Raw genomic sequence first — 14,090 nt, 5'->3', positions numbered from 1 at the left:
CATTCTTTCACGGCATCCAAATAAATCCGCTTTTTCAGGATGTTGCCGCAGATGTTATTTTTTGCTTTCGCTTCTTGGGCTCAATATTTCATGAGAATTTTTGTGCAAATTTGAAACACCGGTCGCGTCAGGATGATACGATTCTTCCAAATTTGAAACTTCCGCAGGTCCATGGGATGTGCCTGTTCATGGTCCCGCAGGACGAGTCTGAAGCGAGACTGAAGAAAAATGGTTGTTTAGTCAACCAAATTGTATTACACTGGCGGGATCAATTCGAGTCCGGAAAATCGGACAGCGGCATGGCCCCGATCCTGGTAACGGTTCGTCCGAGGGGGCCCGGCAGGTGTGGGAATTTTTGGGATTGAGCGTCAATTTTCCTTTGTCGGAACTGATTAGGGGATTTTGTCGAAAGGTTTGTCCGAAAAAACGGACACCTGCCCAAAATCCCTTTTTTGACCATTAACCAGCCAATTAAGCGCGTTAACCGGATTGAAGTTGTATGTTTGCATTCCCGAACTAACGTGCTATTTCCAGGGAAAAATATTTATTGTCTTTTTTTTCAGACAAACCGGAAGGGGGGCTATGACAAATACGATCACTGTCTCATAAGTTTTTTTTATTTCAGTTGGTTAGGTGGTTTTGGTTATGTGGCACAAAACTTGTTTAAAGCGAACGGAAGCACGAGAAAAGTTGCGATATCGCTTGAAAACAACAACTTGGCTTTTAGGAGAAGATACATGGCAAAAAATATGAAAACCATGGATGGAAATACCGCAGTCACTCATATCGCCTATGCGATGAGCGATACGGCGGCAATTTATCCGATCACCCCTTCCTCCACCATGGGCGAGATCGCTGATGAGTGGGCCGCGCAAGGGCGCCTCAATATATTTGATCAGAAGGTCATGGTTCGCCAGATGCAGTCCGAAGCTGGCGCTGCCGGTGCTGTGCACGGTTCCCTGGCCGGTGGCGCGCTGACCTCCACCTTTACCTGTTCCCAGGGCCTTTTGCTCATGATCCCGAACATGTACAAGATTTCCGGTGAATTGCTTCCCGGCGTCTTCCATGTCAGCGCACGCGCCGTTGCCGCGCATGCCCTGTCCATCTTCGGCGATCATCAGGACGTCATGGCCTGTCGCCAGACCGGCTTCGCCATGCTGGCTTCCAGTTCCGTGCAGGAATGCATGGATCTGGCCCTAGTCGCGCATCTGTCCTCCATTGAATCGAGCATCCCCTTCCTGCACTTCTTCGACGGCTTCCGCTCTTCCCACGAAATTCAGAAGATCGAAGTCATCGACTACGAAGACATCAAGAAGGTCGTCAATCACGAGGCCATCGCCGAATTCCGTGAACGCGCCATGAGCCCGGCCAATCCGTCCATTCGCGGCACCGCCCAGAATCCCGACATTTATTATCAGGGCCGCGAAGCTTCCAATGTCTACTACGATCAGCTCTCTTCCATCGTGGTGGAGCAGATGAAGAAGGTCACGTCCATCACCGGTCGTTCCTACAAGCCTTTCGACTACGTCGGTCATCCTCAGGCCGAGCGCGTCATCGTGGCCATGGGTTCTTCCTGTGAAACCATCGAGGAAGTGGTGCGCCACCTCCTGGCCAAGGGCGAGAAGGTCGGCCTGGTCAAGGTCCGCCTGTATCGTCCGTTCCTGCCTGAGTACTTCCTGCAGGTTCTGCCCGCCACGGCTTCCGTCATCACCGTGCTCGACCGCACCAAGGAGCCCGGCGCCAAGGGCGATCCGCTGTACAAGGATATCTGCACTGCCTACATGGAACGCGGGGAGATGCCCGAGATCGTCGCCGGCCGTTATGGCCTGGGCTCCAAGGAGTTCACCCCGGCCATGGTCAAGGCCGTGTATGACAACATGATGGTCGCTCAGCCCAAGCATCACTTCAACGTCGGCATCGAAGACGATGTGACCCACACCTCCCTCGACGTGCCGGCCTTCGCCGACACCACCCCGGCCGGCACCGTGCAGTGCAAGTTCTGGGGCCTGGGCTCCGACGGAACCGTCGGCGCCAACAAGGAAGCCATCAAGATCATCGGCGACAACACCGACATGTACGCACAGGGTTACTTTGCCTACGACTCCAAGAAGTCCGGCGGCATCACCGTTTCCCACCTGCGCTTCGGCAAGGAGCCCATCCAGTCCACTTATCTGGTCAACGCGGCCGATTACATCGCCTGCCACAAGGCCAGCTACGTGCACACCTACGACGTGCTCGACGGCATCAAGGACGGCGGCACCTTCGTCCTGAATTCCAATTGGACCGCCGAGGACATGGAGAAGGAACTGCCCGCTTCCATGCGCCGCACCATCGCCAAGAAGAACCTCAAGTTCTACAATATCGACGCGGTCAAGATCGCAGCCGAAGCCGGCCTTGGCAACCGCATCAACATGGTCATGCAGACCGCCTTCTTCAAGCTGGCCAACGTCATGCCCTTCGAAGAGGCCGTCGCGCTCCTGAAGAAGGCCATCAAGAAGGCCTATGGCAAGAAGGGCGACAAGATCGTCAATATGAACATCGCGGCCGTTGATCAGGCTTCCGCCAACCTGATCGAGATCAAGGTCCCGGCCGCCTGGGCCGACGCGGCTTGCGACTGCGCCTCCGAGCAGGATGTTCCTGATTTCGTCAAGAACGTCATGCGTCCCATCCTGGCCCAGAAGGGCGACAGCCTGCCTGTCTCCGCCTTCGAGCCCGACGGACTGTTCCCCGTGGCCACTTCCCAGTTCGAAAAGCGCGGCGTGGCCATCAACGTGCCCGAATGGATCGCGGCCAACTGCATCCAGTGCAACCAGTGCTCCTTTGTCTGCCCGCACGCGGCCATCATCCCCGTGCTGCTGACCGAAGAAGAGATGGCCGACGCTCCCGAGACCTTTGAGACCCTCGACGCCATGGGCAAGGAATTCAAGGGCATGAAGTTCCGCATGCAGGTCAACACTCTGGACTGCATGGGTTGCGGTAACTGCGCCGACATCTGTCCGGCCAAGAACACCGCCCTGGTCATGAAGCCCCTGGAGACCCAGACCGGACGCGAAGTGCCCAACTACGACTTCTCGGTCACCGTTCCTTTCAAGGACAACCTGACCCGCCGCGACACCGTCAAGGGCAGTCAGTTCCAGAAGCCGCTGATGGAATTCTCCGGCGCCTGCGCCGGTTGCGGCGAGACTCCGTATGTAAAAGTCATGACCCAGCTCTTCGGCGAGCGCATGATCATCGCCAACGCCACGGGCTGCTCCTCCATCTGGGGCGCTTCGGCTCCGACCACTCCGTACACGGTCAACGCCGACGGTCATGGTCCTGCCTGGGGCAACTCCCTGTTCGAGGATGCGGCCGAATTCGGCTACGGCATCCAGATGGCTTATGCCCAGCGTCAGGCCAAGCTGGCCGACCTGGTCGCCAAGGCCCTGGAAGGCGAACTGCCTGAAGATCTGGCCGAGGCCTTCAAGGGTTGGCTCGAAAATCGCGCCAACGCCGAAAAATGCAAGGAATACGGCGACAACATTCGTGACATCCTGGCCTTCATGAACCGCGACGAACTGCTCGACGCCATCTATGAGCGCGAAGAGCTGTTCGCCAAGAACTCCTTCTGGATCTTCGGCGGTGACGGATGGGCCTACGATATCGGCTATGGCGGGCTGGACCACGTTCTGGCCTCTGGCGAAGACATCAACGTTCTGGTGATGGACACGGAAGTGTACTCCAACACTGGCGGACAGTCCTCCAAGGCGACTCCGCTTGGTTCCATCGCCAAATTCGCTGCCGCAGGAAAGCGGACAGGGAAGAAGGATCTTGGACGCATGGTCATGAGCTACGGCTATGTCTATGTAGCCACGGTTTCCATGGGCTACGACAAGCAGCAGCTTCTGAAGGCCCTGCGCGAGGCGGAAGCCTATCCCGGACCGTCCCTGATCATCGCCTACGCTCCGTGCATCAACCAGGGACTTCGCAAGGGCATGGGCAAGACCCAGCTCGAATCGAAGCTGGCAGTACAGTCCGGCTACTGGCCGCTGTACCGCTACAATCCCCTGCTCGCGGATGAAGGCAAGAATCCGTTCATCCTGGACTCCAAGGCTCCGGACGGAAGCATCCAGGAATTCCTGGCCAGCGAAAACAGATACGCCCTGCTCGAAAAGATCGCGCCCGAAGACTCCAAGAGACTGCGGACCCAGATCGAGCAGGATTATCTGCAGCGTTTTGAAATGTACGAGTATCTTGCCAAGCAGGTGCCTACGACGGTTAAGGCGGCTTCCGCTCCCGTCGCCGCTCCTGCAGCGGGCGAGGGTTGTACATTGACGGCGACGGCGGAGCATGCGGGGGCCAACAAGCCTGGCGAGCCCTGCGATGACGGCCGCGCCGGCAAATAGGTAAAGGCAAGCTGCCGGTCCGAGAGGGTGGGGTCCCTTTCGGACCGGCGGTCCATTCATCAGTTTTATTGGAGGGAGATATGTCAATTCCTGTCTTGGCAATGGTGGCTCTGTTGCCTATTTTGGTGGCTCTTGTACTGATGGTCGGCATGCGCTGGCCTTCTACCAAAGCCATGCCTCTTGCATGGCTTGTGTGTGCCCTCGGCGCAATTCTCGCATGGAATCTGCCCGTCGGTTATGTCGCGGCCCTGTCGCTTCAGGGTATCGTGGTCGCCATCGGCGTCTTGATCATCGTCTTCGGCGCGATCATCATCCTGTACACCCTGAAATATTCAGGAGGAATGGAAACCATTCAGTACGGAATGCAGGGCATCAGCCGTGACAAGCGTATCCAGGCCATCATCATCGGCTTCATGTTCGCGGCATTCATCGAAGGCGCGGCCGGATTCGGCACGCCCGCCGCACTGGCCGCACCGCTGCTCCTGTCCCTGGGCTTCCCGCCCCTGGCCGCAGCGGTCATCTGTCTGGTCTTCAACTCCTTCCCCGTATCTTTCGGCGCGGTCGGAACACCCATTCTCGTCGGCCTCAAGTTCCTGGACCCGCTGGCCAAGGCAGCAGTCGCTTCCGGCGTACCCGGGCTGAACTTCGTAGATTTCGGTTCCTTCGCCAAGGTCATCGGCCAGTGGGCGACCGTCATGCATGGCCCGATGATCTTCATCCTGCCCATCTTCATGCTCGGCTTCCTGACCCGCTTCTTCGGCAAGAACAAGTCCTGGAGCGAAGGCTTCGCCGCATGGCAGTTCTGTGTTTTCGCCGCCGTGGCTTTCATTGTTCCCTACCTGACCTTCGCATGGCTGGTCGGTCCTGAATTCCCGTCCCTGATCGGTGGTCTTGTCGGCCTCGGCATCATCGTGGCCGGCGCCAAGGCCGGATTCTGCGTGCCCAAGGAAAGCTGGGATTTCGGCCCGCAGTCCACTTGGGACGCTGAATGGACCGGTACCATCGCCACGGCCACCAACACCGAGTTCAAGGCTCACATGAGCCAGTTCAAGGCATGGCTGCCCTACATCCTGATCGGCGCCATCCTGGTCGTTACCCGTATCCCCGAACTGGGCCTCAAGGGCATCCTGGCCGCCCAGTCCATTCCCTTCAAGAACATCCTTGGCTATGAGGGCGTTTCCGCCTCCATCCAGTACCTGTACTTGCCCGGCACCATTCCTTTCATGCTGGTCGCACTGTTGACCATTCTGATCCACGGCATGAAGGGTTCTGCCGTCAAGCAGGCCTGGACCGAGTCCTTCGTCAAGATGAAGGCCCCGACCATCGCGCTCTTCGCCGCAGTGGCCCTGGTTTCCATCTTCCGCGGTTCCGGCGTTGCCGATATCGCCCTGAACCCCAACAGCTACCCCTCCATGCCCCTGGCCATGGCCAAGACCGTTGCCGCTTTCGCGGGCAACGCATGGCCGATGCTGGCCTCCTATGTCGGCGGCCTGGGTGCGTTCATCACTGGATCGAACACGGTCTCCGACCTTCTGTTCGCCGAATTCCAGTGGGGCGTGGCCCAGCAGCTTGAACTGCCCCGTCAGATCATCGTCGCCGCTCAGGTCGTCGGTGGCGCCATGGGCAACATGGTCTGCATCCACAACATCGTGGCTGTCTGCGCCGTGACCGGCCTCATCGGCCGCGAAGGCATGATCCTGAAGCGCACATTCTGGCCCTTCCTGATCTACGGCATTGTCGTAGGCATCGTGGCCAGTCTCATGAGCTTCGTCTTCCTGCCGCATCTGTTCTAAGTTACCAGGCGGTCCCGAAGGTTCGCGCAAGGCTTTCGGGACCGCATTTCATGAGAATCCATAAGAATCTCACGCAAGGAGAGAATAATGATTTCGACGAGTCTGCTCACTGAGTTCAAGACCCTGCTGGGCAAAGATAATGTCCTCGATAGCGAGTCCGACCGGCACTCCTATTCATATGATGCCGCAGTTCTCGACGCGGTCATCCCCGAGCTGGTCCTGCGTCCGACAAACAGCGAGCAGCTGGGCAGAACCGTGGCCTTGTGCAACGAAAACAAGCTGCCCATGACCGTTCGCGGCGCCGGTACCAATCTGAGCGGCGGCACCATTCCCACCAAGGAACATGGCGTCGTCATCCTGACCAACGGTCTCAACAAAATTTTGGAAATCAACGAACAGGATCTCTACGCCGTGGTCCAGCCCGGCGCAGTCACCGCCAAGTTCGCGGCCGAAGTGGCCAAGCGCGGCCTGTTCTATCCGCCCGATCCGGGCTCCCAGGCCGTGTCCACCCTGGGCGGCAACGTCGCCGAGAACGCGGGCGGCCTGCGCGGCCTGAAATACGGCGTGACCAAAGACTACGTCATGGGCGTCAATTTCTGGAACGCCGAAGGCGAATACATCAAGTCCGGCGGCAAGACCGTCAAATGCGTCACGGGCCTCAATATCGCCCAGCTCATGGTCGGTTCCGAAGGGACCCTTGGCGTCTTCGACGAGATCATCCTGAAGCTCGTTCCGCCGCCAGTCGCCTCCAAGGCCATGCTCGCCGAATTCGACGACATCGCCAAGGCTTCCGAGACGGTCGCGGCCATCATCGCCAACAAGATCGTTCCCTGCACCCTGGAACTGCTCGACAACGCGACCATCAACTACGTCGAGGATTTCACCAAGGCCGGTCTGCCGCGGGACGCCGCAGCCATTCTGCTGATCGAAGTCGACGGCGGCCACATTGCCCTGGTCGAGGACGACGCCGAAAAGGTTCTGGATATCTGCAAGAAGCACGGCGCCAAACGCGTACAGATGGCCAAGGACGCCGCCGAGAAGAACAAGCTTTGGGAAGCCCGCCGCAACGCGTTGCCTGCCCTGGCCCGCGCCCGTCCGACCACCGTCCTCGAAGACGCCACCGTGCCGCGCAGCCAGATTCCGGCCATGATCACGGCCATCAACAACATCGGCGCCAAGTACAAGCTGCAGATCGGCACCTTCGGCCATGCCGGTGACGGCAATTTGCATCCGACCATCCTGACCGACAGACGCGACAAGGAAGAATTCCATCGCGTGGAGCAGGCCGTGGACGAGATCTTCGATGTGGCCCTGTCCCTGGGCGGTACCCTGTCCGGCGAGCACGGCATCGGTACGGCCAAGTCCAAGTGGCTGGAGAAGGAAACTTCCAAGGCGACCATCATTTACTCGCGCAGGCTCAAGAAAGCAGTTGATCCCAATTACCTGCTCAATCCCGGCAAAATAATCGGAGGCTAGTCATGACTGCAGACGTTCATCAACTGGCCAAAATGCTGCATGAACTCGACGACCAGATGGTCGCGTGCATGAAGTGCGGCATGTGCCAGGCTGTTTGCCCGGTTTTTGCCGAAACCATGAATGAGGGCGACGTGGCCCGGGGCAAGATCGCGCTCCTGGAAAACCTGTCCCATGAAATGATCAAGGATCCCGTAGGCGTTCAGGACAAGCTCAACATGTGCCTGCTGTGCGGCTCGTGCGCGGCCAACTGTCCCAGCGGCGTGAAGGTGCTGGACATTTTCCTGAAAGCCCGCGTCATCGTGAACACATACATGGGTTTGCCCGCCGTCAAGAAGGCCATCTTCCAGGGCCTTCTGACCAAGCCTGGCGTATTCAATTCCGTCATGGACGTGGCTTCCAAGTTCCAGGGCGTGTTCACCAAGTCCGCGAACGAAGTCATCGGTTCGTCCTGTTCCCGCATTGATCTGGCGGTCATCGAAGGCCGGCATTTCATGCCTCTGGCCAAGAAGTCGCTGCGCAAGCTGGAACCGTCCCGCAACACCCGGCCCGGCAAGAGCGGATATCGGGTGGCCTTTTTCCCCGGCTGCGTCATCGACAAGATATTCCCGCAGGTCGGCCAGGCTGTACTCAAGGCCTTGACCCATCACGAAGTGGGCATCTTCATGCCGTCAGGCCAGGCGTGTTGCGGCATCCCGGCGCTGGCTTCGGGCGACAAGGGGTCTTTCGACAAGCTTGTGAAACGTAATCTGGAGATTTTCGAAAAAGAGAACTTCGATTATCTACTCACTGCCTGCGCCACCTGCACGGCGACCATGCACGAACTGTGGCCGCTCATGTCCGGGGACAAGACCCAGAGCATGCAGGACCGCATCGCGGCCATGTCCGCCAAGGTCATGGACGTCAACCAGTTCATGGTTGACGTGCTGAAGGTGTCCATGCCCGTCGAAGGCCATGGGACCAAGGTCACATACCATGATCCGTGTCATCTTAAAAAATCCATGAAGGTTTCTGAACAGCCCCGAGCTCTTCTGAAGTCCAATCCGAACATGGAATTTGTCGAGATGTCCGATGCCGATCGTTGCTGCGGTTGCGGCGGCAGCTTCAACCTTCAGCACTACAAGGTCTCCAAGGACATTGGTGCCCAGAAGCGCGACAACATTGTCGCTTCCGGAGCCCAGGTAGTCGCAACCGGTTGCCCGGCGTGCATGCTGCAGATTTCCGACATGCTTTCCCAGCACAAGGATCAGATCGCAGTCAAACACGTCATGGAAATCTACGCGGAAACGCTTTAATGAGACACGGCGTCGGCGCATGGGGTTTTGACCCCGGTGTCGGCGCCTTTTCGATTAATAATGCAGTTGGTTGAAATTCCGTCGAAAAAAAGGCATTGACTAATCGTTCTCTTTTTTTCACAAACAACCGGATTGTGTAACCAACCAATTTGACGGGTCGCCGCTAATCACTCACGGTGCGCGCCCGAGAAGAAACCGGCTTTCAAGGGAAGCACTATGGCCAGAAATCTATACATTACGGCAACGGAATCTCGAAGCGGAAAATCAGCCATCGTTCTGGGCGTCATGCAAATGCTCCTGCGCGACATTCGGCGTGTCGGTTTTTTCAGACCCATCATCAACGATGTGCCTGACCGCAAGGACCACGACATCGACCTCGTACTGTCCCAGTTCTACCTGGGCCTGCAGTACAGCGAGACCTACGCCCTGACCATGCAGCAGGCCAAGGAACTGGTCAACGCGGGTCAGCATTCTCTCTTGATTGAAAAGATCATCAACAAATACAAAGAGCTGGAGAGCAAGTGCGATTTCGTGCTGCTTGAAGGCACTGATTTCGAAGGCACCAGCCCCGCGTTCGAGTTCGACATCAACGCCGACATCGCCGCCAACCTGGGCAGCCCGCTTCTGGTCATCTCCAACGCCTGCCAGAAGACCGAGCACGAGATCATAAGCACCACCAAGCTTGCGGTGGAATCCTTTGCCGACAAGGCCGTGGACATTCTCGGCGTGGTCATAAACCGCACCGACGTCCCGGATCGCGAAGCCCTGCGCATCGCGCTCAAGAAGTCCATGAACAAGCCCGACATGCTGCTCTACATCATCCCCGAGGTGGCCATTCTGGGCAAGCCCACGGTGGGCGACGTCATGAAGTGGGTCGGAGCGGAAGTGCTTTACGGCAAGGAAAATCTTGGCACACAGGTCGACGACATCGTCGTGGCCGCCATGCAGATCGAAAATTTTCTCAATTACATTGAGCGCGGCAGCCTGGTGGTCACCCCTGGCGACCGCTCGGACATCATCGTCAGCAGCCTGGCATCCCGGCAGTCGTCATCCTATCCCGACATCTCCGGAATCCTGCTCACCGGCGGCATCGCCCCCGGCAAGAGCGTGGCCCGGCTCATCGACGGCTGGACCGGCGTGCCCGTACCCGTATTGCTCGGCAAGGAAGCCACCTTCCAGACCGCGCGCCGCCTGTACAACATGTACGGCAAGATCGAGCCGGGCGATCAGAAGAAGATCGCCTCCGCCCTTGGCGTGTTCGAGGAGAACGTGGCCACTGACGAACTTCGCCAGCGCCTCGATACCCGGAAATCGACCAAGGTCACTCCGCAGATGTTCGAGTACGGCCTCATCGAAAAGGCCAAGCGCAACAAGCAGCATATCGTCCTGCCCGAAGGCGGCGATGACCGCATCCTGCGTGCCGCCGACATCCTGCTGCGACGCGGCGTGGTCGATCTGACCATCCTCGGCGACCCCAAGGCCATCGCATCCATGACTTCCCAGCTCGGACTCAGCCTGACCGGCGTGAACATCATCGATCCGGCCGCGTCCCCCGAATATGCCGATTACGTCTCCACCTTCATGGAACTGCGCAAGAAGAAGGGCGTTTCCAAGGAAGTGGCCTGCGACTGCATGGTGGACCCGACCTATTACGGCACCATGATGGTCTTCAAGGGCCAGGCCGACGGTATGGTTTCCGGCGCCATCAACACCACGGCCCATACCATCCGTCCCGCATTTCAGATCATCAAGACCAAGCCCGGCGCGTCCATCGTGTCGAGCGTGTTCCTGATGTGCCTCAAAGACCGCGTGCTGGTTTTCGGCGACTGCGCCGTGAACCCCAATCCCACTGCGCCGCAGCTGGCCGAGATCGCCATGAACTCCGCCGAGACGGCCCGCATTTTCGGAGTTGAGCCGCGCGTCGCCATGCTGTCCTATTCCACCGGTGATTCCGGTGCGGGCGGAGACGTGGACGTGGTCATCGAGGCCACCCGCATCGCCCGCGAAAAGGCTCCGGGCCTGCTCCTTGAAGGTCCGCTCCAGTATGACGCGGCCATCGATCCGGAAGTCGGCGCCAAGAAGCTGCCGGGCAGCCAGGTCGCCGGCCGGGCCACGGTTTTCATCTTCCCGGATCTGAACACCGGCAACAACACCTACAAGGCAGTGCAGCGCGCCGCCAACGCCGTGGCCATCGGGCCGGTCCTGCAGGGCCTCAACAAACCCGTCAATGACCTGAGCCGCGGTTGCACCGTCGCCGATATCGTCAACACCGTAGCCATCACGGCCATTCAGGCCCAGGCTGAAAAAGGTTTAATATAGAGAGGATATTATGAAGATATTTGTAGTCAATTCAGGGAGTTCCTCCCTCAAATACCAGCTCCTGGACATGGATAACGGCGCGGTCATGACCACCGGCCTGGTCGAGCGCATCGGCGACGCCATGGGCAAGGTCAGCCAGAAGTCCTGGCCGGGCACCGAGCGCGAGGCCGAGGTCGAGCGCGAAGTGGCCTTCCCCGACCATCGCGCGGCCATGCACACCGTGGTCGATCTGGTCACGGGCGCGGACACCGGCGTCATCGCCTCCTCCGCCGAAATCAACGCCATCGGGCACCGTGTCGTTCAGGGCGGCGAGACCCTGTTCAAGAGCACGCTCATCGATGACGACGTGGTCGAGAAGATCCGTGAGAACTGCCATCTTTCGCCCCTGCACAACCCGGCCAACCTGGTCGGCATCGAGGTTGCCCGCGAGCTTTTCGCCGGTGTGCCGCAGGTGGCCGTGTTCGACACGGAATTCCATCAGACCATGCCCGCCGAAGCGTTCATGTACCCGATCCCCTACGAACTGTACGAAGAGCTCAAGATCCGCCGTTACGGATTCCACGGCACCTCGCACCGCTATGTCGCGCAGCAGGCGGCGGCCATGCTCGGCAAGGCCGAGGACGAAGTGAACCTGGTCACCCTGCATCTGGGCAACGGCTGCAGCATGGCGGCCGTGCGCGGCGGCAAGTGCATCGACACCTCCATGGGCCTCACCCCTCTGGCGGGCGTGATGATGGGCACCCGCAGCGGCGACATCGATCCCGCCATCCTGCCTTTTCTCATGAAGGAAAAGGGCCTCTCCATGGATGAGGTTGACTCCATTTTGAACAAGCAGAGCGGCCTCAAGGGCATCTGCGGCATGAACGACATGCGCGACATCCATTCCGCAGCCGAAAAGGGCGACAAGAAAGCCGCCCTGGCCGTGGACATGTTCGTCTACCGCATCAAGAAATACATCGGCGCCTATTACGCCGTGACCGGTCCCCTGGACGCCCTGGTCTTCACCGCCGGCATCGGCGAGAATGACGAAATCGTCCGTGCCCGCGTCTGCGCGAATCTCGAACATCTCGGCATCAGTATAGATTCCACCCGCAACGCCGGTCGCAAGAAAGTCGCGACGGCAGTGCAGGCTGACGGAAGCAAGGTCGCCATCCTCGTTATCCCCACTAACGAGGAACTGGCCATAGCCAAGGCCACTTTGAGCGTCCTGAAGTAGACAAAAAAGTCCCTCCCCCTCCTTGTACCCCCCTGGAAGCCGTTTCCAGGGGGGTCTTTTTTTTGCGTCCGCACAACGGCAGGATGATTTTAGTGCGGTGTGAAGTGTTTGATATGTGTTGTTTTCTTGAGCATGATATGCCAGCAGATTGGCTGTGGCGTTGAATGGTGACATTATCCGGCGGAGCACGCCTGGAGGTTGTGTGAAGAAGTTCTTGTCGTTTTTGATATTTCTGGCCGTTGGCGCCTATGCGGGAGCCGCATACATGCTTGGGGGACAGGCCCGGGAGCAGTATTTTTCAGCAGTTAAAGAATACGAGCGGTATGGATTTCTCTCGCTCTCAAATCAGCGTTACGAGCGCGGCTTCTTCACTTCCACGGCTCAGACCCTGGTTGAACTTCGGGTTCCCGGAACCCTGACCGATTCGAACGACGATGAAATCCTGCGTTTTGTCGTCGGTCATGTCCTGCATCATGGACCCCTGACGGGCGAGGGCGGAAACTTTTTCAGCAAGCCGGGGATCATGAGGATCACGAGCACTGTCGAACCCCTGACTGCCGAAGGGGTGGGACAGACCCTTTTCACCCGGCTTCCCGAGCTGGCGCAAACCACTTCCGAGGTGCGTGTCGGTTTCGGCGGCGAGGTCTCGGGCGATGTGCTCATCCCCGCCATCGACAGGGACATGGACGGCGAGCATGTCACCTGGGGGGGCCTTGCCCTGAAGGGCGAATATCTCCCAACGACCCGTGCCCTGCGCGGCGAGCTGGCCATGCCGGGTCTGGCGCTGAAGACTGCGGACGGGAACATGGAACTTGAGGCCCTGTCGTCGGATTTCGACATGATCGAGGTCCTGCCTTTCGTCTATGCAGGTCAGGCCACGGTGGGCGTTTCGGCCATGAACATCACTCCGGCGGAAGGGGACGCGATCACGGTGCGTGATCTGCGTGTATCCTCCAACAGCAGCTGCGACGGCGCACTGTACCATTACTCGCAGATTGTCGACCTTCAGAGCGTTGACGTGGGCGGCACGGCCTATGGCCCGGCCTCCTGCGAGCTGACGGGCAGGAACATCGACGCGGCGGCCCTGAGCGAATTTCAGGCCGCACTCAGGCAACTCTACCATACCATGCCCGACACGGAGTCCGAGATGTTCTTTGACCGGGTCGGAGAACTTTATGCCGCTTTCTTTGCCAAGGTGCTGACCGGAACGCCGGAGCTGAACATGCCGCATTTGCGGGTGGCCACGCCCATGGGTGATTTCACGGGCGCCTTTTCCCTCAAGTTGCTGGCTCCGGGGGCCGAGGCCGCGCTGAATCCGCTCATGCTCCTGCAGCATCTTGAAGCCGCCGCGCAGATGGCCGTGCACGAGGAACTGCTCAAGGGCCTGCTGCGTATCGCTCTCGAAAACGAACAGATCGAAGGCGATCTCGATACCTTGGTGCAGCAGCGCTATGCCGAACAGATCGAGCCGCTGCTGGCGCGCAACCTGATCGTGCGCGAGGACGGCATCATCAAGACCCAGGCCATGTTCGCCAGCGGCAAGCTGGCCGTGAACGGACAGGACATGCCCATCTTCTGACAGGCGGCCTGCCTCCAAGCTTCTTCAAGGGTG

The 14,090-nt window shown here is 58.9% G+C and carries 7 protein-coding genes; all 7 read left to right on the top strand.

The genetic code is table 11. From position 1 onward, the window contains the following. The first annotated feature begins 737 nt into the window (after positions 1 to 737). The 7 genes from nifJ to BMZ24_RS16460 all read left to right on the top strand — a co-directional run bounded on the left by nifJ (position 738) and on the right by BMZ24_RS16460 (position 14,057). Positions 738 to 4,382, top strand: coding sequence for a pyruvate:ferredoxin (flavodoxin) oxidoreductase (gene nifJ, locus BMZ24_RS16490; RefSeq protein WP_092193860.1), 3,645 nt, complete (start codon positions 738 to 740; stop codon positions 4,380 to 4,382). An 80-nt stretch (positions 4,383 to 4,462) separates the two neighbouring features. Then, entirely contained in the window at positions 4,463 to 6,175 is a 1,713-nt protein-coding gene (locus tag BMZ24_RS16485; protein ID WP_092193859.1) for an L-lactate permease, read from the top strand. Between the two features lie 87 nt (positions 6,176 to 6,262). Further along, positions 6,263 to 7,651 (top strand): FAD-binding oxidoreductase, encoded by a 1,389-nt coding sequence (locus BMZ24_RS16480; RefSeq protein ID WP_092193858.1) that lies wholly within the window; start codon positions 6,263 to 6,265, stop codon positions 7,649 to 7,651. Positions 7,652 to 7,653: 2 nt separating this feature from the next. Then, positions 7,654 to 8,943 (top strand): (Fe-S)-binding protein, encoded by a 1,290-nt coding sequence (locus tag BMZ24_RS16475; RefSeq protein WP_092193857.1) that lies wholly within the window; start codon positions 7,654 to 7,656, stop codon positions 8,941 to 8,943. 216 nt (positions 8,944 to 9,159) lie between these two features. Then, complete coding sequence (gene pta, locus BMZ24_RS16470; RefSeq protein WP_092193856.1) at positions 9,160 to 11,262, top strand: phosphate acetyltransferase; 2,103 nt, start codon at positions 9,160 to 9,162, stop codon at positions 11,260 to 11,262. 10 nt (positions 11,263 to 11,272) lie between these two features. Further along, complete coding sequence (locus BMZ24_RS16465; protein WP_092193855.1) at positions 11,273 to 12,478, top strand: acetate kinase; 1,206 nt, start codon at positions 11,273 to 11,275, stop codon at positions 12,476 to 12,478. 202 nt (positions 12,479 to 12,680) lie between these two features. Continuing rightward, the gene (locus BMZ24_RS16460) at positions 12,681 to 14,057 is read left to right on the top strand and encodes a YdgA family protein (RefSeq protein WP_161949205.1); all 1,377 of its coding nucleotides are present in this window, start codon (positions 12,681 to 12,683) and stop codon (positions 14,055 to 14,057) included. Positions 14,058 to 14,090 lie beyond the last annotated feature (33 nt).

The sequence above is a fragment of the Desulfomicrobium norvegicum genome, assembly GCF_900114595.1.
GTDB classification, from domain to species: Bacteria; Desulfobacterota; Desulfovibrionia; order Desulfovibrionales; family Desulfomicrobiaceae; genus Desulfomicrobium; species Desulfomicrobium macestii.
The sequence above is the reverse complement of the archived record's forward strand: the minus strand, read 5'-3'. Positions and strand labels throughout refer to the sequence as shown.

Coding starts and splice junctions, on each gene's coding strand:
- nifJ (WP_092193860.1), top strand. CDS start 738: ATGGCAAAAAATATGAAAACCATGGATGGAAATACCGCAGTCACTCAT.
- BMZ24_RS16485 (WP_092193859.1), top strand. CDS start 4,463: ATGTCAATTCCTGTCTTGGCAATGGTGGCTCTGTTGCCTATTTTGGTG.
- BMZ24_RS16480 (WP_092193858.1), top strand. CDS start 6,263: ATGATTTCGACGAGTCTGCTCACTGAGTTCAAGACCCTGCTGGGCAAA.
- BMZ24_RS16475 (WP_092193857.1), top strand. CDS start 7,654: ATGACTGCAGACGTTCATCAACTGGCCAAAATGCTGCATGAACTCGAC.
- pta (WP_092193856.1), top strand. CDS start 9,160: ATGGCCAGAAATCTATACATTACGGCAACGGAATCTCGAAGCGGAAAA.
- BMZ24_RS16465 (WP_092193855.1), top strand. CDS start 11,273: ATGAAGATATTTGTAGTCAATTCAGGGAGTTCCTCCCTCAAATACCAG.